The organism is Effusibacillus consociatus (assembly GCF_042652925.1).
In the GTDB taxonomy this organism is placed as follows: domain Bacteria; phylum Bacillota; class Bacilli; order Tumebacillales; family Effusibacillaceae; genus Effusibacillus; species Effusibacillus consociatus.
In genome coordinates this window covers 42394-63726 of record NZ_JBHSHC010000028.1, presented here as the reverse complement: position 1 = coordinate 63726, position 21333 = coordinate 42394, and the positions used below count along the sequence as shown (strand labels likewise).

General features: G+C 48.8%; 27 protein-coding genes, 1 other RNA gene, 1 pseudogene and 1 other annotated feature. Of the genes and pseudogenes, 9 read left to right on the top strand and 20 right to left on the bottom strand.

The window, feature by feature from the left end:
* Both ACFO8Q_RS04885 and ACFO8Q_RS04880 read right to left on the bottom strand, forming a co-directional pair.
* Positions 1-322: electron transfer flavoprotein subunit beta/FixA family protein (locus tag ACFO8Q_RS04885; protein WP_380024611.1), on the bottom strand; the 322-nt coding region annotated here is incomplete at its 3' end.
* A 46-nt stretch (positions 323-368) separates the two neighbouring features.
* On the bottom strand, positions 369-920 hold the full coding sequence (locus tag ACFO8Q_RS04880) for a TetR/AcrR family transcriptional regulator (protein WP_380024614.1): 552 nt from the start codon (positions 918-920) through the stop codon (positions 369-371).
* A gap of 243 nt (positions 921-1163) precedes the next feature.
* Between ACFO8Q_RS04880 and ACFO8Q_RS04875 the strand changes: the two genes are divergently transcribed.
* The 3 genes from ACFO8Q_RS04875 (at position 1164) to ACFO8Q_RS04865 (ending at position 3945) form a co-directional block, all read left to right on the top strand.
* Entirely contained in the window at positions 1164-2426 is a 1263-nt protein-coding gene (locus tag ACFO8Q_RS04875) for an MDR family MFS transporter (RefSeq protein WP_380024610.1), read from the top strand.
* Positions 2427-2482: 56 nt separating this feature from the next.
* Positions 2483-3067 carry a beta-class carbonic anhydrase gene (locus tag ACFO8Q_RS04870; RefSeq protein WP_380024609.1) on the top strand — a complete coding sequence of 195 codons (585 nt, stop codon included), beginning with the start codon at positions 2483-2485 and terminating at the stop codon, positions 3065-3067.
* Positions 3068-3258: 191 nt separating this feature from the next.
* Positions 3259-3945 carry a zinc metallopeptidase gene (locus tag ACFO8Q_RS04865; protein ID WP_380024608.1) on the top strand — a complete coding sequence of 229 codons (687 nt, stop codon included), beginning with the start codon at positions 3259-3261 and terminating at the stop codon, positions 3943-3945.
* Positions 3946-3989: 44 nt separating this feature from the next.
* On the opposite strand, the gene ACFO8Q_RS04860 is transcribed toward ACFO8Q_RS04865, so the two are convergent.
* The gene (locus tag ACFO8Q_RS04860; RefSeq protein ID WP_380024607.1) at positions 3990-4451 is read right to left on the bottom strand and encodes a chemotaxis protein CheW; all 462 of its coding nucleotides are present in this window, start codon (positions 4449-4451) and stop codon (positions 3990-3992) included.
* Between the two features lie 192 nt (positions 4452-4643).
* Between ACFO8Q_RS04860 and ACFO8Q_RS04855 the strand changes: the two genes are divergently transcribed.
* The 3 genes from ACFO8Q_RS04855 (at position 4644) to ACFO8Q_RS04845 (ending at position 7795) form a co-directional block, all read left to right on the top strand.
* A complete protein-coding gene (locus ACFO8Q_RS04855; protein ID WP_380024606.1) occupies positions 4644-5510 on the top strand; it encodes an alpha/beta hydrolase in 867 nt (288 codons plus the stop codon).
* Positions 5511-5533: 23 nt separating this feature from the next.
* The gene (locus ACFO8Q_RS04850) at positions 5534-6262 is read left to right on the top strand and encodes an endonuclease/exonuclease/phosphatase family protein (RefSeq protein WP_380024605.1); all 729 of its coding nucleotides are present in this window, start codon (positions 5534-5536) and stop codon (positions 6260-6262) included.
* A gap of 72 nt (positions 6263-6334) precedes the next feature.
* The gene (locus ACFO8Q_RS04845; protein WP_380024604.1) at positions 6335-7795 is read left to right on the top strand and encodes an alkaline phosphatase family protein; all 1461 of its coding nucleotides are present in this window, start codon (positions 6335-6337) and stop codon (positions 7793-7795) included.
* A 42-nt stretch (positions 7796-7837) separates the two neighbouring features.
* Here the strand turns inward: ACFO8Q_RS04845 and ACFO8Q_RS04840 are convergent, their stop codons facing one another.
* A complete protein-coding gene (locus ACFO8Q_RS04840; RefSeq protein WP_380024603.1) occupies positions 7838-8044 on the bottom strand; it encodes a DUF1657 domain-containing protein in 207 nt (68 codons plus the stop codon).
* Between the two features lie 136 nt (positions 8045-8180).
* Here ACFO8Q_RS04840 and ACFO8Q_RS04835 point away from each other — a divergent pair, with 136 nt between their 5' ends.
* Entirely contained in the window at positions 8181-8840 is a 660-nt protein-coding gene (locus ACFO8Q_RS04835; RefSeq protein WP_380024602.1) for a M14 family metallopeptidase, read from the top strand.
* A gap of 50 nt (positions 8841-8890) precedes the next feature.
* Here the strand turns inward: ACFO8Q_RS04835 and ACFO8Q_RS04830 are convergent, their stop codons facing one another.
* The 4 genes from ACFO8Q_RS04830 to ACFO8Q_RS04815 form a co-directional block, all read right to left on the bottom strand.
* The gene (locus ACFO8Q_RS04830; protein ID WP_380024601.1) at positions 8891-9091 is read right to left on the bottom strand and encodes a hypothetical protein; all 201 of its coding nucleotides are present in this window, start codon (positions 9089-9091) and stop codon (positions 8891-8893) included.
* A 138-nt stretch (positions 9092-9229) separates the two neighbouring features.
* On the bottom strand, positions 9230-9637 hold the full coding sequence (locus ACFO8Q_RS04825; RefSeq protein ID WP_380024600.1) for a DinB/UmuC family translesion DNA polymerase: 408 nt from the start codon (positions 9635-9637) through the stop codon (positions 9230-9232).
* Positions 9568-9891: a Y-family DNA polymerase gene (locus tag ACFO8Q_RS04820; RefSeq protein ID WP_380024599.1), complete on the bottom strand. Its 324-nt coding sequence runs from the start codon at positions 9889-9891 to the stop codon at positions 9568-9570. Before ACFO8Q_RS04820 ends, ACFO8Q_RS04825 begins: the two co-directional genes overlap by 70 nt.
* A gap of 25 nt (positions 9892-9916) precedes the next feature.
* On the bottom strand, positions 9917-10171 hold the full coding sequence (locus ACFO8Q_RS04815) for a YhjD family protein (RefSeq protein ID WP_380024598.1): 255 nt from the start codon (positions 10169-10171) through the stop codon (positions 9917-9919).
* A 171-nt stretch (positions 10172-10342) separates the two neighbouring features.
* On the opposite strand from ACFO8Q_RS04815, the pseudogene ACFO8Q_RS04810 reads away from it, so the two are divergent.
* Positions 10343-10497 (top strand): annotated as a pseudogene (locus ACFO8Q_RS04810) (diadenylate cyclase); the annotation flags it as partial.
* Between the two features lie 215 nt (positions 10498-10712).
* Here the strand turns inward: ACFO8Q_RS04810 and ACFO8Q_RS04805 are convergent.
* The 7 genes from ACFO8Q_RS04805 to ACFO8Q_RS04775 form a co-directional block, all read right to left on the bottom strand.
* The gene (locus tag ACFO8Q_RS04805; protein WP_380024597.1) at positions 10713-11051 is read right to left on the bottom strand and encodes a hypothetical protein; all 339 of its coding nucleotides are present in this window, start codon (positions 11049-11051) and stop codon (positions 10713-10715) included.
* A 95-nt stretch (positions 11052-11146) separates the two neighbouring features.
* Positions 11147-12619 carry a sensor histidine kinase gene (locus tag ACFO8Q_RS04800; RefSeq protein WP_380024596.1) on the bottom strand — a complete coding sequence of 491 codons (1473 nt, stop codon included), beginning with the start codon at positions 12617-12619 and terminating at the stop codon, positions 11147-11149.
* Positions 12619-13314 carry a response regulator transcription factor gene (locus tag ACFO8Q_RS04795; RefSeq protein ID WP_380024595.1) on the bottom strand — a complete coding sequence of 232 codons (696 nt, stop codon included), beginning with the start codon at positions 13312-13314 and terminating at the stop codon, positions 12619-12621. Before ACFO8Q_RS04795 ends, ACFO8Q_RS04800 begins: the two co-directional genes overlap by 1 nt.
* Positions 13315-13457: 143 nt before the next feature.
* Positions 13458-13829, bottom strand: coding sequence for a hypothetical protein (locus tag ACFO8Q_RS04790; RefSeq protein ID WP_380024594.1), 372 nt, complete (start codon positions 13827-13829; stop codon positions 13458-13460).
* 115 nt (positions 13830-13944) lie between these two features.
* A non-coding RNA gene (gene ssrS / locus ACFO8Q_RS04785) (6S RNA) lies at positions 13945-14136 on the bottom strand.
* Between the two features lie 85 nt (positions 14137-14221).
* Positions 14222-14866, bottom strand: coding sequence for a superoxide dismutase (locus ACFO8Q_RS04780; protein WP_380024593.1), 645 nt, complete (start codon positions 14864-14866; stop codon positions 14222-14224).
* Between the two features lie 19 nt (positions 14867-14885).
* The gene (locus tag ACFO8Q_RS04775; protein ID WP_380024592.1) at positions 14886-16169 is read right to left on the bottom strand and encodes a glycoside hydrolase family 18 protein; all 1284 of its coding nucleotides are present in this window, start codon (positions 16167-16169) and stop codon (positions 14886-14888) included.
* Positions 16170-16282: 113 nt separating this feature from the next.
* Between ACFO8Q_RS04775 and ACFO8Q_RS04770 the strand changes: the two genes are divergently transcribed.
* Positions 16283-16786 carry a GNAT family N-acetyltransferase gene (locus tag ACFO8Q_RS04770; RefSeq protein WP_380024591.1) on the top strand — a complete coding sequence of 168 codons (504 nt, stop codon included), beginning with the start codon at positions 16283-16285 and terminating at the stop codon, positions 16784-16786.
* A 22-nt stretch (positions 16787-16808) separates the two neighbouring features.
* On the opposite strand, the gene ACFO8Q_RS04765 is transcribed toward ACFO8Q_RS04770, so the two are convergent.
* The 5 genes from ACFO8Q_RS04765 to proB all read right to left on the bottom strand — a co-directional run bounded on the left by ACFO8Q_RS04765 (position 16809) and on the right by proB (position 20974).
* Positions 16809-17333 (bottom strand): type 1 glutamine amidotransferase domain-containing protein, encoded by a 525-nt coding sequence (locus ACFO8Q_RS04765; protein WP_380024590.1) that lies wholly within the window; start codon positions 17331-17333, stop codon positions 16809-16811.
* Between the two features lie 80 nt (positions 17334-17413).
* On the bottom strand, positions 17414-17698 hold the full coding sequence (locus ACFO8Q_RS04760) for a hypothetical protein (RefSeq protein WP_380024589.1): 285 nt from the start codon (positions 17696-17698) through the stop codon (positions 17414-17416).
* Positions 17699-17714: 16 nt separating this feature from the next.
* Positions 17715-18575, bottom strand: coding sequence for a pyrroline-5-carboxylate reductase (gene proC, locus ACFO8Q_RS04755; protein ID WP_380024588.1), 861 nt, complete (start codon positions 18573-18575; stop codon positions 17715-17717).
* A gap of 15 nt (positions 18576-18590) precedes the next feature.
* The gene (locus ACFO8Q_RS04750; protein WP_380024587.1) at positions 18591-19865 is read right to left on the bottom strand and encodes a glutamate-5-semialdehyde dehydrogenase; all 1275 of its coding nucleotides are present in this window, start codon (positions 19863-19865) and stop codon (positions 18591-18593) included.
* The gene (proB, locus tag ACFO8Q_RS04745) at positions 19862-20974 is read right to left on the bottom strand and encodes a glutamate 5-kinase (protein WP_380024586.1); all 1113 of its coding nucleotides are present in this window, start codon (positions 20972-20974) and stop codon (positions 19862-19864) included. Before proB ends, ACFO8Q_RS04750 begins: the two co-directional genes overlap by 4 nt.
* A gap of 40 nt (positions 20975-21014) precedes the next feature.
* Positions 21015-21256, bottom strand: a binding site (T-box leader).
* Between the last annotated feature and the right edge of the window lie 77 nt (positions 21257-21333).

Genomic DNA, 21333 nt, shown 5'->3' with positions numbered 1-21333 from the left:
ACGGTTGGGTCTTGATATAGTCAGCCAATACCTTCGCCGCTTTGTACTCATCTCCAAAAAGGGACTCGTCGTTAATGTGAACCCCATGATCCGCGCCCATTGCAAGCGCTTTCCGAAGAGCTTCTTCAGCGCGGGCAGGTCCCAGCGTGATGACAGTCACTTCTCCGCCAAACTTGTCCCGCAGCACAATCGCTTCTTCAATCGCATACTCATCGTAAGGGTTAATAATGAATTGAACCCCGTCTTCCTTCACTTTTCCGCCGTCAAGAACAATCTTTTCTTCGGTGTCGAACGTTTGCTTCATCAGAACCAGAATATTCATAAGTCGTATCCCCTCCAGAAATCTATTTAGAAAATCTATGGCCAACCTACTTTTTTACGCCGTGAACAAGCAGATCCACAACCTGATCGGTCAACCCCACTAGATCGTACTTGGCTCCCGTTAGAACCCAGGCAGTAATCGTCTCATCCATCGTGCCAAATACCATTCTTCGTGCAATTCGAGTATCAATTGACTCTCGGAAAATCCCTTTTTCAATCCCTTCACGAAGAATATGTTCAATCAACCCGTAATAAGGTCGAATGATATCTCCAATCTGCCGCCGCATCGCTTCATCCGCTTGACGGAGATGGATTTGTGTGACAAGTGCAAGATTTTTATTCGCAGCCAGGCCCTCAAAATAAACTGTCACCAAATACCGAAGCTTGCGGATCGGATCCGTTTCCGTCTCGAAATACTCTTCAATTCGCGTTGTGATCTGACCGATCGTCTCACGCAGAATCGATATCAATATGTCTTCCTTGTTTTTGAAGTACAAGTAAACGGTACCGTCAGCCACTCCTGCTTCCTTGGCAATACGTGAAATTGGTGCGTTATGATAACCGGCTTGCCCTATTACGGTAATGGCGGCAGTTAGGATCGCATCGTATTTCTCTGGATTTTTCTTCTGTGCGATAAGGTATCACCTCCACCAAAAATGAATATCCATTCATTTATTACATTGTACGATGTCATTCTCAGTCTGTCAACCGACCAGTCGAAATAAGATGAACAATCAATCAACCGTTCTCAATGCTGGATCATCTATATCCAAAATTCGGAAATCAGTATATAATCGTTGATATCATCGTCGCCTGCCATAAGAAGAGAAAGGACGATTCATATGCTGAATTCGACCACAGAACTGGGGTCCCGTGTTTTGAACTGGACTTCCTCGGTTCCTCCGGCGATCTGGATCCTATTCGCAGGTGGACTTCTCAATTCGATAGGCAACGCATTTCTCTGGCCGCTGAACTCGCTTTATATCCATGGCGTACTTGGCAAGAGTCTCACTACTGCCGGGATTGTATTAATGTTTATGAATGGTGCGGGAATGCTGGGAAACCTGATTGGAGGTGCCCTATTTGACCGTATCGGCGGAAAAAGGGTGATTCTTTTAGGATTGTTGGGAGCCGCCGGATCTGTGACAGCGCTCGGTTTTACAAAATACTTTCCGTTCTATGTAGCCCTGATTGTACTGCTCGGTTTCATGCAAAACATGGTGTGGCCTTCATTTCATGCACTGATTGGAGAATTGTGGCCCTCCGGCGGCAGAAGAGCTTTCAATATGTTCTATGTGGTAAATAACTTGGGGGTAGCCATAGGAACAGCCCTCGGAGGATTCTTGGCGGAGATTTCTTTCTTGTTAGTGTTTCTTCTGAATGGCTTCTCCTATTTGTTGTATACAGGTTTCTTCCTTTACGGGATGAAACGGACCGGGCCGCGGGATGCCTCTGTCACGGAAAACACGCCTTCGTCCGTGGATCGTAGTCCACCTGCCGCTTTTCAGTCCTTGCCCTCTATTACGATTCCGGTTATCTTTTTAGCCGCGGGAATCCTGATTGCCTGGACCGCTTATTCTCAGTGGGTGGGTCCGCTTGCGGTCTATACCCTACAAGCCGGATATCCGCTGTCCTCGTACAGTTTTCTGTGGACTTTAAACGGAATTTTAATCGTGGCCGGGCAGCCGCTGCTGGCCGTATTTTTAAATCGTTTTTTGCGAAAGCTGACCTCACAGCTTTTGATAGGTGCGCTTTTATATGTTGCAACATTTGTGCTGATTGCTCTTTATCCGAACTATACAGGATTTCTGTTGGGCATGGCAATCATGACAATCGGTGAGATGATTCTCCTTCCCGGTGTTCCTGCCGCAATGACTCTCCTAGCCCCGAAAGAGAGAATGGGATTCTATCAAGGAATAGCTGCCAGTGCGGGAACCGCCGGCCGTATGCTTGGACCGGTGCTGGGCGGAATCGTGTATGATCTTTGGGGAGCCGGTGTTCTCTTCAGTCTTGCAGCAGTTGCTTGTGCCACGGCTGCCATCTGTTTTGTGGGTTTTCAGGTATCCGCAAAAAAAGCTTTTCCGTCAGGAAAGGTTACATCTTGATTTACATGGAATTTGGGATAAGATAAAGTAGACAGAAAAAGTGGAAGGGATTCAGGATGCCAGAACAAGCAAATCTTTACCAGATTCTCCAAGCGAACGACGAGTTTGTTTCCAATCAAAAGTACAAGGAATATCAAACCGATAAATTTCCGGAGAAACGGATGGTGATACTGACCTGTATGGATACCCGGCTTGTGGAACTGCTGGAGCGGGCTATGGGGATTTCACAAGGACAGGCAAAAATTATCCGGGTGGCCGGTGCACAGGTTCATCATCCTTTTGGATCGGCAATGCATTCGATACTGATTGCGGTTCATATGCTGGAAGCGGACGAAGTTGTTGTGGTGGCCCATCATGACTGCGGGATGCAAAGCGTCGAAAGAGATGTGTTCGTTGATAAGCTGATAAAACGAGGAATTTCTCCCAAGACCGTCAGTATGATGGAACACGCCGGAATCGAGCTTGACAGATGGCTTCACAAATTCGACAATGTATATGACAGCGTGAAAGATACCGTCTCCGTTATAAAAAACCACCCATTTTTGGCGGAGGCCGGGATTCCTGTACACGGGTTGGTTATTGATCCGCACACCGGAAAGCTGGAACTTGTGGTTGACGGTTATAAGCAAACGGAGAAGTGATATTTTAGAAAAAATATAGTATAATGGTAACTGTAAGGGGAGTAGCAACCGGAACCTCCGGTCGACATATCGTCACTACGGCAGGATCTCTGCTCGGTATGTCGAACCCGTAAAATGGGTTATGCAAGACCTTCATGCATTGGTTGCGTGAAGGTCTTTTTTACTACAATTTTAGGGGAGGACATGAATCAATGATTCTGCTGTACATTCTGATCGCTATTGCTTTCGGACTCTCACTCTGGGCACAGTTTAAGGTAAAAGGGAATTTCAACAAATGGGAACAGGTGCCCGCTTCATCCGGGATGACGGGTGCCCAAGCGGCCCGTACTCTGCTCGATCGTCAGGGACTCTATGACGTTCCGGTGGAACCGGTGCCCGGACGCTTAACTGACCATTATGATCCGATTTCACGTGCAGTCCGCTTGTCGGAACCTGTATATTACGGAACTTCGATCGCATCGCTGTCTGTCGCTTGCCATGAAGTGGGACACGCAATTCAGCACAAGGTGCACTACCCAATGCTGGTTCTGCGCCACCGCATGTTCCCTGTCGTGAACTTTGCTTCCGGGGTAGCACCTTTCCTGCTTATGGGGGGCTTTCTATTCCAGGCCTTAAACCTGATTGGCATAGGGATTATCTTCTTCTCGGCTGCTGTTGCTTTCCAAGTGGTTACCCTGCCGGTTGAATTTAACGCAAGCTCCCGTGCAAAAGCACTGATGATTTCGGAAGGATTTATCCGAAATCACGAAGAACGCGGAGTGAATAAGGTTCTCGGTGCTGCTGCCCTTACCTATGTCGCGGCTGCTCTTCTCTCCTTACTGGAGTTGATTCGCTATATTTTGATCTTTGTTGGCCAGTCGCAAAATAGCGAAGATTGATTCAGCCGCTGCTAACAGACCCCGGTCTTGGGACCGGGGTTTTGTCATGCTGTCTCCGTCGTTTCAAAACAAGAAACATCAAGCTGTGCGATCAGCTTGGGCACATCAAGAATCAAGATCAAGCGTCCGTTCAGATTGGCCACCCGGTTTACTTCCTCCGCCCCTTGATTCATCTCAACCGCCTGCACGTCCTCTTTCTGAATATCCAATACATCGGTTGCCGCATCCACAACCAATCCCAGTCGTTTGCCGTTGGATTCCGCCACCACGATTCGCTTCTGTTCCTGATTCTCATCGTTTGGCTGATTGAATCCAAGCCAGATTCGAAGGTCCATTACCGGAACAATCGACCCGCGGAGATTGATGATCCCTGCCATATAGGGTTCTGTATGGGGGATGGGACGAATATTTTGAATCCGTTCAATAGACAGCACCTGATTTACATCCAGCGCGTATTCCTCAGAACTGATCCGACAAATGATAGCTTTCGTTAATTCAAGGGGCATAACAGGATCCCTCCCAAAAAGAAATATAAGTGTCTTTACAGGTTAAACTTCGTCACCCCTAATGCCGCAACCTGCTTAAAGCAATTCTATTTTCCCATTTACGTTTCTTTTCCAGTACTAAGCGTTCCTGGAACTGCTCATACTTAGTGCGTAAGTTTCCAACCCATCATGCAAAAGGAGCCTGACATCATCATGCTACAGGAGCGCATTCTTCGGGGTGTCGGGAATCGATTTCGTCCCAACCGTACAACAGAGCTTTTTTATCGTTCATGTCTTCCATCAAACCCGCATCTCATTTTGGTAATGATTCATGGAGCAGGACAGCATTCCGGGCAGTTTTTGGATTTGGGCACCTATTGCTCCGGGCACAATATCGCTTTCTACGCTCTGGATCTTCGAGGATTCGGTCAGTCACAAGGGAAGCGGGGTCATGTGAATTCTTTTCGCGAATACCTGGATGATCTTGACCATTTCATCGATCATGTGCGAACGCTTCACCCGGACCATCCTGTTTTTTTGCTGGGACACAGTTTGGGAGGGACGATTGTCGTACGTTACGGACAGGAGCGGCAGAACGGCATTCGGGGAGCCATTTTGTCAGCACCCGCTTTAAAACTTCGTGTTCGAATCCCGATGTCCCTGTTTTATGCATGCTGCCTGCTGTCCTGGCTAATCCCGGGGGTTTGTGTGGAGTTGCAAAGGTGGGGCAGCAGACTGGCCAGGATTCCCCGATTCCGCTCCTTCTTTCGGGGCGAACTCTCAGAAAAGGCGGACCCCTTGGCAACCACCCAATTTTCTGTTCGTTGGTTCACGGAACTGCTTTTCAACGGGAATCAGGCGTTAAGAAAAGCCCGAGACTTTGAAATGGCCGTATTATGCCTTTGCGGTACGGATGATCAGTTGATCGACCCGAATGCGGTACAAGAGTTTTATGATTTTTTACAGGTAGAAGACAAAAAATATATGGTGTTTCCGGGAGTCAGGCATCGGCTTCTGCAGGACAACACCAAAGAGTTGGTTTATGAACAGATCGTGAACTGGTTAAAAGAGCGCAGTTAAACTGGGCGGCCGGAGGGAGCGAGTTGAAGCTGAACGTCATGACCTTTAACATTCATCATGGAAGAGGAACAGATGGACAACTTGACTTGAATCGAATTATCCAGGTTTTGAAAGAAAGTGAAGCAGACCTGATCGGGCTGAATGAAGTGGACCGTTATTTTTCAAAAAGAAGCGATTATACGGATCAGGTCTCCTGGCTGGCCGAACACCTTCAAATGCATCACGTTTTTGGAGCGGCAATCACCTTAAAATCCGATGGCACAGGTATAACAAGGCAGTATGGGAACGCCTTTTTATCGCGCTATCCGATCCAGTCCGAATCAAACCATCTGTTTAATTTCTTTCGCGGAATTATCGAAGGTCGGGCTTTATTGGAGATCCGGATAGAAATCGACCAACAACCGGTCAAAGCCTATGTCACCCATCTCAGCCTTAATCCGCTGCTCCATAAAAAACAGACCGGTTTTATTCTCGAAAAGATCGCAGCTGAACATGAACCCGTTATTGTTTTAGGCGATTGGAATATGAAACCGGGAGCGAAAGCCTGGAAAAAAATCGCTTCCCGTCTTACCGATGTTTGCTCGACAGGCAGCAGTGCCTACACTACCTTTCCTTCGCATGATCCAAAATTTCAGTTGGATTACATATTCGTGAGTCGGGATTTTAAGATTGATTCAGTTGACGTTATCCATGAAATCCCGTCCGCGTCGGACCATTTGCCGCTGAGAGCCACATTGCTGCTGAACGGGTAGTGGCGATGCCTGTCATAACAACCTTGATTTGGAGACATACTCTTTTCAAATGAAGTAAGGGGTAAGAGGAGTATGAAAAAAGTAATTTTTCTGCTTGTGGATTCATTGATGCCCAATATATTGGAAGATTGCATTCGGCAGAGAACGGTTCCGGCATTTCAGTTTTTGAAGAGTCGCGGAAGGTATTGGCCGGATTGCGTTACGGTTTTTCCTACCATGACCGCTTCTGTTGACAGCTCTCTGTTGACCGGGGTCTATCCGGACGTTCACCGGGTACCCGGTCTGATTTGGTATGATCCGGAAGAAAAAGCGATCATCGATTACGTGAACGGGTGGAGATGTGTCTGGAAGCTGGGGATTGAGAAATGTGCCAGGAATGTTCTATACAACCTGAATGAGAAGCATTTGAGCAAACAAGTTACCACTATATTTGAGGAACTGGCGAACAGGGGGAAAACGTCCGCTTCGATTAATACGATTATTCATCGGGGAAGCAAGAAACATCGTGTCAGGCTTCCTTTTTTGATTGATCTGGCAACTGGATTTCGTTTGCATGATGACATTTCCGGTCCCGATGTGTTGACCTTGGGGGCTATGGTGAAAAGCGGTTTGGAAACTCAAATTCCCCGACACACCCTGGGACTGCGCCATCGCTGCGGGATTAACGATCAATATGCCGTCCATGCGGCAAAAGCTCTGATCACGTCCAAGGATCAACCGGATTTTATGCTGGTCTACCTTCCTGACAACGATCATCAGGTACACAAGAAGAATCCCTCCCACGCGGAGGGAGCATTGATTCAGGTAGATCAATATGTCCAGGAAATTTTAAACGCTTTCGGTTCCTGGGATGAGGCACTGAATCAATGTGTCTTCATTGTCACCGGTGACCATGGCCAGACGAGAGTCGGAAGCAAGAAAGAATTCAGCGTGGATCTGGACAAGCTTTTGACACCATTTCGCGTGCTTCAACTGGGAGAAGAAGTGAAGGATCATGACCTGGTGTTGTGCAACAACGAACGAAGTGCTTATATCTATCCTCTGGCACAGGAAAAAGAATCGGAAATCGTGCAGCAGCTTCTGTCCGAATCCCGGATCGATCTAATTGCCTGGAAGAGAGACAAGGGAGTTTTGGTCAAAGAAGGGGGATCGGGCAGAGAAGTGTATTTTGAACCGGGCGGGCCGAATCCCGATATCTACGGAAGAACGTGGAGCATCACAGGGGAAGGGTCTGTGTTGGATTTGCGTTCCGATCAAGGGATTGTACATTACGGTGATTACCCTGATGCTCTGTCCAGGTTATACGGGGCTTTGTATTCGCAAGACATTCCCATGATTGTGATCACCGCCCGTCCCCGCTATGAATTTTTAAGCCGGTATTATCCCCGGCATGCGAACGGCGGCTGCCACGGTTCTTTGCACAAGTATGATTCGCTGCTTCCCCTTATTGTGGCTGGAACGGGTCACCCTCTGAACGAACGGCCCCGGCTGGTGGATTTGAAAAATTTTATTCTCGAACTTTTTGATACATAAAAACAGGAACCTGAAGTATCCAGGTTCCTGTTTTCATTATCTTTACGATTGCTTATATTGCGGTTCTTGCTGCTGCACGTAGTTCATACGGGATTGCAATGTGCTCTTGCAATTGTCCAGAGTCTGTGCCAATTGATTGTACATCTGCTTCGCCTGTTGATCGTTTGTGTCAAGAGCGAACTGTTTCAAACTCGCACATGCGGATTCGATGGAAGCTACCGTTTGTTGAAGTTTCGTTCCAACCGTCATCGTGTAATCACCTCCCTACAGTAGAGTTTCCAAAGGCGGAGGAGTTACTCAACAAGTTTTTGGAAATTGGGAATTTGTCCGTTTCGTTGAGACAAGTTCTTGCGTACTGTATTACATCCTGGGAGGTGGACATACAGTGCAGAGAACCAAACATCGGTTGGCAGCGGGCACTCCTTTCGAAACGTCTTATTATTTGCTGCAAGGAAGTGAGAAAGGGCCTGTTTGCATGGTCACGGCAGGTATCCACGGAACAGAAATTGCCGGTATGTACGCGGCTCAAAAACTGCGCGACATTCGAATTAAAAAGGGGACTTTACTTGTGGTGCCGATTGTCAATGTACAAGCATATCGACAACGCATACGGGGAAACCCCGATTTGAATCGGACCTTTCCCCGGAATTCGGAGGATTCGGCGAATCATGTCCTGGCGAACGATTTATTTCGATTGGCAAAGCGTTATGAGCCTGAACTATGCCTCGATCTCCACGAAGCCAACGGGTTTTCCCGACTAAAAAAATCCGCCCTTGGCCAGTCGTTGATCACGAATCCCACAAGTTCTTCCCTACCCGTGGTGAAACGCATTGTCAACCGCATGAACTGCTCAATCGACCGGAAATCGAGACATTTTACGATCCGTCTCAGAGTATTGCCCGGGTCGTTTCGAACTGCCGTCGCCCGCGTGTTAGGTGCCCGTGCGGTAACCGTCGAAACATCCATGAACCTTCCGCTTGCTCTGCGGATTCAATACCAACTCGATATTGTGCGCCATTTCCTGCGGGGGATGGATTTGATCTAAACGCTGTCTATCAGAACATCGCCCCTACCTGTACAGAAAAGTGAATCGCTTTACATGATCTCGATCTTAACCAATTTCTTCGGAGATACTTGATGAACACCGTCATCGCTTTCAAGCTGCAGTTTTCCGTTCTTCAGGATGGGGCCCCCTTCCCATATCACATTCTGAAATGGATCAAACAAGGTCACCCTGATTTTGCGGCCATGTTCCAATGCTTCCTGTAGAAGATAGTTCAGTTCGTACCATTTCATCTTCGGACAGCATAGGTTGCTTCCGTTTTTTTGATTCCTGCTTCGAACGTTCCATGAGTTCCCTGTGTTCCGGCAGCACGAGCCGCATCGCCTCGAAAATGTTGCCGTCGATAATTCGCATGGTTTTCCCCCTGTCCGTTACATATAGTGGCCGCCGATCTTTTTGCTTCTGTCTGCCAATTGCCCCGCTTGTTTGAGGCTGATGGCCCGCATGATACTCGTTTCCCCGTATTTTGCCCGAATGTCATCCATCGCTTTGGATAGGCTGTTGCGTTTTATCACATCGTCTACCAACGAGAGTTGAAGTGCATTCGACTTTCGCAGCAAATCAAGTGAAACGGTGACAGCTCTCACACCGTCCCGGGTCCACCAGCGGTCCAGCAGGTGGAGCAAAAAGGGGTATAACTGATTCGCTTCATCCGAATAAAAGTCGATTGTTTTCGTTTTAAAAAATCCGCCCTGAAGTCCTTCGTAAGTCAACCCGAGCCCCACACGCCTGCCTTTCTGTCCTGCAGCCCTTGCTCTTCGACAGACCTCATCCAGCAATTCCAGTATGACAACGGTAACCTCCTCACGCTTATAAAAGTCTTTGGGCAGCGCTGTAACGCTTCTCCAAGCCGCATGGCATTTTCGATTCCCGCTTTCTTGGCCGTAGGCGTTGCCGCTAAAATAATACCCGATCTCAGCTGAGGATCACCGGATACCACCAGCGCCGGGTCGGTGGAGTCATCGTATTCGTGCCGATCCAATGCAAATTCAGGCCGGGAAGCTGCCTCACATGACGCATAAAAGCTTTGCATGTCGATGAGACCATAGATCCATTGATTACCTCTCTTCCCCCACCCATCTTCTCAGTAACCCCTGCATCTCAGCGTCCAGCATCGACCGCATAAAAACAACTTCATGCACACGTCCGTTCCATCGGTATTGGATCCAGATATCCAGAGGCCGGTTGTGGCGTTCAAGTATGGAAATGTCTTTTTGCCGGAGCTGCTGTTTCAACCCTCGCATCTGTTGGGAAATTTGCTGTTCAAATATTTCAAGTTCGAGAATCTTGCGAATCACAGCCGTGACACGCATATCGCACCCCCAAACACGAATATATGTTCTGGTATGGGTATTATAATCTCTTCGTTTGGATATATGCAAACAAATGTTCTCTGGAAATAATTTCTGGTGTGAAGCAGGATTACGGTAAAGTCCGGAACCTCTAAAGTGTATCGTCTGCTAAAGACGTTATGGGTGCCAGGACTTGTTTCAGCAGCTAACGTTCTTCCGTTCTCGAATGCCATGACAGATGGGAAAAGCTAGGGACTCGTCATCGTGCTGCGATGGGATTGATCGAGCGAAGCGATTCTCTTGTGCTGGTCGTTTCCGAAGAGAGCCCGATTAATTCGGTGGAATGACCGGAGGCACCGGAACATACATGCCGCATATACTAACCGAGGGTGGTATCAGGAAGGAAGGTGATCCCCAAGATGGAGGATTACATCTGTCTGGAATGCGGCAAGTTCTATGATGGAGATGAGGACCGCCGCCAAAAAAATGTTTGTCAGGAATGTGAGGAAGCGTCCGACAGCTAAAGCCCCATTACGCGACGATTGCGTAATGGGGCTCTTTATTATTGACCGGTGCTGCTGCCGGGACTTTTCGATTCAGTGCCGGAACTGCTGTCCTTACTGCTGTCCTTACTGCTGTCCTTACTGCTGTCCTTACTGCTATCCTTGCCGCCGCTGGCCGGCGATTCGGCTCCGCTGCTGCTGTTTCCGCCAACCGGGTTGCTTTGACCGGCACCAGGTTTTTCTTCCTTTGAAAACGGTGAAGAAGGATTCAGGTCAACCCCTTTTTCCTCCTTACCGGTCGAATCGGCGGGTTTCGTGCCTGTACCTCCTCCAGAGCAAGCTGTAAGTCCTCCCCCCGCCAGTAAGGCCGCAAGAGTAACCACCATCAATTTCTTCACAGATACCTCCCCTTTCGCTTCAGGATCGTTATCTTGCACATCTTCATGTTATCTGCAAAATATAACCATTCCATTAGCAAAAAGGGATTGATCATTTATCCTTTTATTAAAAATTTATGATCCTGCTGATCGGTACCGATTTCGTCAACAGTGGGCATCCAAAGAGTAAAAGTCGTTCCTTTCCCCAACTCGCTGTGAACCGATATTTTGCCTTTATGGAGTTCCACCAGTTCTTTGACGATGGCAAGCCCCAGTCCGGTTCCCTTATTGGATTTCGACCGTACACGATCTCCTTTGAAAAACCTTTCCCAAATCCGCTCCAAATCGTCTTCGGCAATTCCGGTTCCTGTATCCGCCACCACGATTTTCAGTTCGTTTCGTTCCCGGGCGGCAGTCAATTCAATCGTACCGTTTTCGGTGAATTTGATCGAATTATTCACCAGATTCTTGAGAATTTGCATCACCCGGTGCTTGTCCGCATAAAGTTTAGACAGGTTTTCACCGGCGGACACTTTCACTTGAACATTCTTTCTCTCAGCCTCCTGGCGAAACGAAAAGGCTACCTTCTTCATCACTTCCGCAATATCAACCGGCGCTTTAAACAGAGTGACTTCCTTGTTCTCCAGTTTGACGAGATCCATCAGATCGTCCACCAGACGATTCAAATGCAGGGTCTCTTGGTACATCACGTAAAGATACTTTTCTCTCGCTTCCTCATCTTCCACCAACCCGTCTTGCAGCGCTTCCAAAAATCCTTGTATCGCCGTAAGCGGGGTGCGGAGCTCATGTGAAATGTTGGCGAGAAAATCACTGCGGACCTGTTCCAACCGGATGCGATCCCTTTCCACCCGTTCGAGTTTTTCGGCCAGCGTATTAATGGTTTGAGCCAAATCCCCTATCTCATCGGGGTCTTGAATGTGAACTCGCTTGCTGTAGTTTCCCATTCCAATCTCTACGGCTGTTTGATCAATTTTTTTCAAGGGGCGTGTAATCGACCACGACAGGTAAGAGACCATAGCGGTCGACAATAGGATTCCGAATAGAGTGGCCCAGAGGATTGTCTCCCGGATAAAACCAAATGTCTTATCGATTCCTTCGACGGGAGCATGCAGGACAATACCGCCATAAATCTGGTCTTTTTTTCCCCAGGGAACCACAACAGACAGCATCGGCTTGGTCATCCCCGCAAATTCGAGCTCCGTGACCGCACTTTGTCCTTGCAGCACCTTGCTGATGATGGAAGAGGAGACCGATTTTCCGATAAACACTTCATCCATCATCGAGGTGGCCAGAATTTTTCCTTCCCGGTTAAACACCCAGATGCGGGTATCAAAAGACTGGTCGAAAAATGCCAGCGTTTCGACCGATTTCTCGTTAAGCTGCGGGGAGTTTTGAATTGCCAGATTGACATTTTTGGCCTTGCGCAGCAATTCTTCCTGAGTGGTTTCGTAAATGGACTGCTTAATGAGCAGCGACATGGTGAGTCCCGCCGCCCCCAGCCCCAAGAGAACCGTAATCAGATAACTGAATAAAAGGCGGCGAAACAGGCTTTTGTTAATCCAAGCCATCAGGCTTCAACCTCAAATTTGTATCCTACGCCCCAGACGGTATGAATGAAGTTCATCTGGAGACCGTTTAACCGTTCCCGGATTTTTTTGATATGCACGTCGACAGTCCGAATATCCCCGAAAAAGTCATATCCCCATATTTGTTCAAGAAGCTGTTCCCGGGTAAATACATTGCCCGGCGATTTGGCCATGTGTACCAGCAAATCAAATTCTTTCGGGCGGAAAGCCACTTTTTCATCATTAACAAGGACTTCGCGTCTTTCCGTGTCAATGGTTAACTTATCAAATTCCAGAACTTTGGCCGCTTCCTCTTCCTTGATTTCTCTCGGCTGCATCCGTCGGAAAATTGCCTTCATTCTCGCTACAAGTTCCCTGGGACTAAACGGTTTTGTCATATAGTCATCCGCGCCCAGTTCCAGTCCCAGCACTCGGTCAAATTCCTCATCCTTTGCTGTCAGCATGATAATGGGCACATCCGAATTTTTGCGAATTTCCCGGCACACCGCAAAGCCGTCCATCCCCGGCATCATGACATCCAGGATCACCACATGAGGATTCTGGTTTTTTGCCAATTCGAGAGCCGTTTCGCCATTGTCCGCTTCAAGGAGTTCAATCTGCTGTTTTCTAAAATAAAGCCGAATAATCTCTCGCACATTCGGATCATCATCCGCAAGCAATACCTGTTTATGCAGCATCATCATGAACCTCCTTTAAACGTTTTCCAAAAGGATAAAATCTATCATTATATAAAAGCGCGTTTACTATAGTTTTCGCAGAAACAAGCGATTTTGCAAGTGTGCCAACAAAAAAGGAACCCGCATTACCGCAGGTTCCCTTTCTAATCCTTGCTCTCTAGCGCCATTTCCTCCAAATAGCTGTAACGTTTCAGTTCTTCAAGTGCTGATTGAATACTGAGTTCATCGTCTTTGGATTGCCCTGCAAGCTCTTTGAGATCCTCCAAACCGGCATCCGGATTGTTTTTCAGGTACACCAATATGCCTTTCGCCGCCCAAGACAATCTATCGTCACCAAAATCCCCCACGATTTCTCGAAACACTTTGTGCGGCAGTATGTTTAATTCTACAAGATGCTGAAGGGCTCGGGTTGCCTGCTTGGAATTCATGCGCCCTTGACGAGTGATGCTGTAGTGTTGCCAATTCAAATCCTCTCCCACATCAATCCGGTCGCTATCTAAAAATGTAAAAGACAAAAGTAATCATTCTATGAGAAAAATGAGAATATTTTGTTAGAAAGATATGAAAAAAGTATGACCATCATCCGATGTAAAAAAGCGACCCACTTCAAGTGGATCGCTTGCTGCTACTATGTACCCCGCTTATGCCGTCGAGACGGATTGTTTTCAGAACCCGCACTCGCAGGTGGGCGACTCATCGAAGCTTGCTGCCGTCCCATCGTCCCGAAGGAGGTGGGCATGACATCCGCAACGAGTTCTGTCTCCCCGAAAACACTTATCGGTTCAAAACAAGTTACCGTTCTGACGAGCATCGCAGGAAATGGATTCGCTCTTTGTGTTTTTTATTATACCCAAAAACCGCATAAACTCAATCCTAATTTGCTAACAAAAGAAGAATTTTTTGGACGCTAGCGAGAAAGAAATTTAAGAATCGGTCTTGTCGGGTGGGCGTGATGAATTCTCCGGCTTACGACCGACCAATCTATATTGGCCAAAAACGCGTCAATGTAGCGTGCCTTATCGGTCCCGTAATCGATAAAATAGGAGTGCTCATACATATCCATCGGGAGAATCACCGATGCCTGGAGCACATTTCCGTCATGCTGCGAATCGGTAATAAAATTGAACAAATGTCCGTAATCCTGGTCATACGCAAGGATCGCCCAGCCTCTTGCCGCCTTCCCTGCCGCTTTAAACCTCGCCACCCACTCTTCATAGGAGCCGAAATCCCGCTCAATCAATTCCAAAGTCCGCCCGGTAGGTCTACCGCCTTTTCCGCCTAATTGTTCAAAATATAATTCATGCAGCTTCACTGCGTTTAAGGCAAATGTCTCACCGCGCTTCAATGCCCGATACTCACTGTATGTGGAGTTGGCGGCTGCCAGATCGACCTTCGCGAGCTTTGCCCGAACTTCGTTCACTTTCTTTACATATCCTTCGTACAGTTTGTAGTGTTCCTTGATCGTGTTCGCTGAAATTCCAACCAGTTTTACTATTCGCTCCGGCAAGGGCTTCAATTCAATTTGATGGTATCTTTGCATATCCCGTTGCATTAAGCCTCCTCCTCTAGCGTTACCGAAGTTTTCGGATGGTAAAGGTGTCAGCCAGGAGCACCCAGTTTTGGGGGAAGTCATTGCCGAGCACCCAATAACTGATACCGCGCAGATTAAATTCATTGATCAGGTCCAATTTTGCCACGACACTACGGGCATCTTCAAACCAAACCTCATGCTGTCTGCGTTGATTGTCGTAATACCGGTAAAAAGGAGCCTCCAACGTTTCGTTGTATTGGATGTCCACGTTTTCGCGATCAGCCTGGATAATGGCGCCCTGCGGACTGATCCCGCGTGCCCATGTCCCCTTAACAAACGGAAGTGTCCAGTCATAGCCGTACAAGGGAAAACCCATCAGGATCTTGTTGGAAGGAATCACGCTCACCGCATACCGTAAAACATCCCTCATCTTGTTAATCGGTGCCACAGCATACGGAGGCCCTCCCGACCATCCCCATTCATAGGTCATGATGACAGTAAAGTCGACAATTGCCCCATGTGCCCGATAATCGTGTGCACCGTGCCAGGCACCTGTGGTCCAATCCGCTTCTTTTGGGGCCAACGCAGTGGACAACGAGGCACCGACCGTATCAAGCCGGGCTTCCAAATCCCGAAGAAATTGATTGTACGCCTCCCGGTCCTCCGGGCCTACCCGCTCGAAATCGATGTTCACGCCGACAAACCCTTTTTGCCGGATTGTCTGCACCAGATTATCGAAAAGCCGGTTCTTCACATCCGGGTTTCTGATCACCGTACGAGCGATTTCGGTATTAAAGTTCGTTCCGTCAAAATTGGTCATTACCAGCAAGGGCGCGATTCGAAAATCACGTGCCGCCTGCAGTACAACCGAGTCATTGGGAGCTGTCAGACCTCCCTCGCGAGTGGCCCGATAGCTGAAAACACTCACGTACGTAAGGTACGGAGCGACATCTGCAAGAATTTCCCTGTCGGCTTGCAATCCTTTCGGCTCAATGTACGCATTGACTTCGATTGTTCGTTTGGGCGCCGTCACCTCCGGAATGATAATTCGTTGTCCAACTCTCAGAGCATTGGGATTCACTCCCGGATTCGCCTGCGCAATCCGCTGAGGGGAGACCCCATACTGCTGTCCGAGCTTGTAAAATGTATCACCTGCTTTTACAATATGAATTCGTTCTGCCGTTGGAATCAGCAGCGTTTGCCCCACCACAAGAGATGCGGGATTGGGCGGCTCACTCAGACGGATGATGTCTTCAACGGCAGTTCTATACTGACGGGCCAGACTCCAGATCGTATCTCCGCGTTTGACAACATGAATCCGCACTTGCACTCCCCCTGTTTACACAAAAATTCACCTTTAGCCTATTCAAGACATGGGCATCTGGTGCATCCCACAGGTACTGGATGACCCATAGCATAGAGAAAGGGGGGATTTTGGTGGGTAAGGTTCGCCCGCTGTCATATCGCAGTTACCAATCAACAGACGATCGATTCATCATCGATGCTGCGTTGTTGACCATGAAAAAAATTTTTGAAGAATCAACCGGCTGCTCGTTAACAGAAGATGTTATCCGTGAGCAACTAAACGCAAATGAAACAACCAGAATCATCGAACAAAACGGAAAACCGATCGGCTATTACGGTTACACTGTCTATCCATCCCGGAAGATGTACTGGAGTGCCTTGATTCTTATACCTACTGCTCAACACAGAGGATTAGGCAACCAAGTGGTTCGTCAAGTGGAAAAAGAGGCGTTAGCGAAAGGCGTGAGGGTAATTGAAGGTCATGTTCAGACTGCTAACAAAAGAGCGCTTTCCTTTTGGATAAAGAATGGTTTCCAAACGGTTGGAAGTCCCTTTCAGGGAATGATCGAAATTCGTAAAAAACTCCAACGAATAAATGAAGCAAGAGACGTGAAAAAACCGGTATGCCGCCGATAGGGCATACCGGTGAAAGTTTGCTTTACCTTGCAGCCAAAACGTCACAGAATGCTTTTGCATACTCGGGCAAATCCGGCGGACGGCGGGCGGAAACAATGTGTCCGTCCACAACAACAGGCTCGTCGAACCAAATCGCTCCCGCATTTTCCATATCGTCCCGAATCCCCGGAGTGGACGTAACCTTTCTGTCTTTTAAAATTCTGGCCGAAATGAGAACCCAACCGGCATGGCAAATCTGGCCGATTGGGTTGCCTGCAGCATCCATTTCACGGACTGCTTGAAGCACTTTGTCATAACGGCGAAGTTTATCCGGTGCCCATCCCCCGGGAACCAAAATACCGTCGTAATCCGCGCTGTTCACTTCATCAAATGAAAACTCCGCCACGGCAGGAACACCATATTTCCCATAGTATACCTTTCCCTTTTCAGGGCCGACCAGATCAACAACTGCCCCTTCTTCGCGAGCCCGGTAAATTGGGTACCACAACTCCAGATCTTCGAACTCCTCATCAACCAGGCCAATGACTCGTTTCCCATCTAATCTCATCTCGTTTCCCTCCTATACACCAACTATTTTTGACTGTACACCGAATTTGTGTTTTGTCAATTCACCTGGCTTTGTTTGTTTTATGAATCGCCTTCCTGCCCTGCAGGCTTTTTGACTACCTTTTTCACGATGCGCCGCTTGGGTGCCTCCGCTTGCGGATCCACCGTATCAAGCCCTTTTTCCCGCAGCAAATTCTGAATCCGTTTGACATCAATCGGGGCAATCCGCCAGGCCTTTTCTGCATACAGAAAGGTCTCAGCCGTCAAATCCCCCTGTTCTCTCAGTTCCTCAAGCGCCATCCGGACACGCTCGATCGGAACTTTCAACATCTCTGCAACATCATCCATGTTAAAACGAACTGTCATGGTCAACCTCCACCAATCACCGGGTCATGGAAGCCTGCTCTTCTCCCATCTCTCTGCTCCGCTCGGCGGCACGGGTGATGACCCGTTCCACCAATTCTTTAAAATTGGCTTCTTGAAAGACCCGAATCCCCGCCATTGTGGTGCCGTTAGGGGATGTTACCTGACGGCGCAGTTCCTGGGGATCGAGGCCTGTTTCCTGCAGCATCTTGCCAGCCCCGAATAAAGTTTGCAAAATTAAAGTTCTTGCCGTGTCAGCGGGGAGGCCCAAGGATTCAGCCGCCTGCTGCATCGCTTCCACCATATAATAAAAATAGGCCGGCCCGCTCCCCGAAAGTCCTGTCACCGCATCCAGCAGTTTTTCCTCTACTACCGATACGGTTCCCAAAACAGATAAAATCGCTTCCGCCACCTGCTTTGTGTCCTCCGTGCAGTATTGGCCGTAAGAAACCGCGGTAGCCGATTCCAGCACCGCACAAGCGGTATTTGGCATTGCCCGTACCACTTGTACATTGTTCCCCAGAATAGATTCGATCATCTCTGCAGGAATCCCTGCCGCAACGGACAGTACAATCGGATTGCTGATTTTTTCGCGGATCTGTTCCAGTGCTTGTGCTACATCATGAGGTTTGCAAGCGAGGATGATCACGTCCGCTGAAGCAAGTGCCTCTGCCCCCGACTCGTCTGTCACAGATTTCACAATCGACACCTCATACCGTACTTGCAAATCCTGCAAACGATCGAGGTTGCTTCTATTGGTGACAACTATGTGTTCAGCCGGCAATGCATCCCCCTCCGTCAACCCGCGAATCATCGCTTCTGCAATCGCCCCGGCGCCCAACATCAGAATTTTTTTGCCTTGCAGAACGGTTTCTCTCATCTCATTCTCCCCCTATCACCGGGTTTGCCCGGTTCCCCTGATGATATATTTGTAACTTGTCAACTCCCGCAGCCCCATTGGCCCCCTTGCATGAAGCTTTTGGGTAGAGATCCCGATCTCCGCTCCAAATCCGAACTCAAAGCCGTCTGTAAAACGGGTGGATGCATTGTGGTACACGGCAGCCGCATCCACTTCGGCCAGGAATTTCTCAGCCGCTGCCTGATTCTCCGTCACAATTGCTTCCGAATGACGCGTACCGTATCGCTCGATATGTTCAATTGCCTCTTCCACCTTGGACACCACTTTAATCGCGAGAATCAGATCGAGGTACTCCGTTGCATAATCTTCTTCCGTTGCAAACGAGATATCCAGACACTGAGTTTCCCCCAGAATCTCCTGTGTCTTTCTGCAGCCGCGGACCTCCACACCCCGTTCCTGCAGGGCATACACAATCCCGGGGAGCCACTTGCCGGCCTGTTCGTGCACAAGCAGTGTCTCCATCGCGTTACAAACAGAAGGGCGTTGTGTTTTTGCGTTCAGTACGATCCGGGTCGCCTTGTCAAAATCAGCCGCTTCATCCACATAAACATGGCAATTGCCGACTCCGGTTTCGATAACCGGTACGAGCGCATTTTCGATAACTCTTTGGATCAGTCCTGCCCCGCCTCGCGGAATTACAAGATCCACTACATCTTTCGCCCGAATCAGGATGTCGACCGATTCCCGTTCGGTCCGATCAATCAGTTGAACTGCCTCAAGCGGAATTCGGCTGCCGGCAAGACCTTCCCGCATTGCATCGACCAGAGCAATGTTGGAACGAAGCGCTTCTTTGCCGCCTCTCAACACTACCGCGTTGCCTGTCTTAAGTGCCAATCCCGCAGCGTCAACCGTAACATTCGGACGGGATTCGTAAATCATCGCAATGACGCCAAACGGAACCCTCACCTTTTCAATCAAGAGACCATTCGGACGCTCGATCGTCTCGAGTGTTTCGCCTACAGGATCGGCCAATTCCACGATTTGACGCAATCCTTCCATCATGTCCTGCAGCCTCTTCTCGGTCAGTACCAAGCGGTCAATCCGGGTTTCCGGGATTCCGTTCTCCCGGGCTTCCCGTACATCCTCAGCATTAGCGGCAAAAATCGACTCCCGGTTCTTCCAGAGGGATTCAGCCATTGCGAGGAGTGCTTTGTTTTTGTCATCCGCAGGCATTACCCCAAGTACCCGTGCAGCTTTCTTTGCCGCTTGCGCCTTAGCCAATACCGTTTCCTTCAGCTCGATTTGACTCATGTGAAAATCCCCTCCCTGGATTGAATGACCATTGCATCCCGATGGATGACTTCATGATAGTTGTGCAATTTCTCTCCTAACTGGCGCCGCTCGATCAGGAGCCGCAGATCGCGGTCAGAGAAGCTGACAGCCCCTTTTCCGATCAACCGACCGTCTTGCGACACCACTTGCACAATCGAACCTTCGTGAAAATCGCCTTCCACTTCCACAATCCCGGGCAGAAGCAAACTGCTTGCCCGTTCGATCAAAGCGCGTACCGCGCCGTTGTCGATCACCAGACGGCCTTCTGTCCGTGTGCCGTACGCGATCCAGGATTTTTTGCTGGAAAGCCGCTGTTTCGAGTAGAATCGGGTTCCGAGGGACTCCCCCTCCATGATTCGACTGAGAACATTCGGTTCGGAACTCGAGGCCACTACCACGTCAATGCCCGAATCGACAGCCATTCTTGCTGCCGTCAACTTGGTTTTCATGCCGCCGGTTCCCAAAGCGGTTCCGTTTCCTCCCGCAGCTTCTTCCAGTTCCGGTGTGATCTCCCACACGTCCTGGATTCGTGTCGCGTCAGGATCGGTTTTTGGATTGGCTGTGTAAAGTCCGTCAATATCCGTTAAGAGAACAAGCAGATCCGCTTCTGTAACAAGAGCCACCAGGCTGCCGAGCGTATCATTGTCACCGAATCGAATTTGTTCGACAGTAACCGTATCATTCTCGTTGACGATGGGCAGAATTCCGTGACGCATCAGTGTCTCCGCCGTATTGCGAATGTGAATGAACCGCTTCCGATCTTCAATATCCGAACGGGTGAGAAGAAGCTGGGCAATCACGATCCCATGTTCGGCAAACAACTTCTGATACAGCTCAATCAGCAAACCTTGCCCTACTGCCGCTGCCGCCTGTTTTTCCGGCATGGTTATATTGGGGCGCGGCCATCCCAACTTCCCAAGTCCCGCTGCCACTGCCCCGGACGACACGAGAATCACCTCGTATTCCTGTCGAGTTTGCAAATTCGCGACTTGATTGACCAAACCGCTCATCTTCTCGACTGACAGGCGACCCTGTTCATTCGTCAGACTGCTGGAACCAATTTTCACAACGATGCGCTTTGCACTCATTCCACTCACCCTCTTTCCAAAAACAAAAAGCCCCTCGTCCCAGAAGGACGAAAGGCATTCTTTCGCGGTACCACCTTCATTGACAGAATCCTTTTAGCAAGAACATAGCAAAAACACACAGGTATTCTGTCCACTCAATCCGAATAACGGCCGGGAGCCGTCCCGCTTTTCACGGGAAGTTCAGGAGGCGGGTTCGGTCTGCTGCACGACGGGATCTCACAGCCGCTGAATCCCGTTCTCTGGACGTCTCGACAGACTTACTCACTCCATCATCACAATAACCGATTCACTTATTTTTATATTTATACACGAACTTGCATGGAATTGTCAATAAATTTTGTTTTCCAAAAATTACGCAA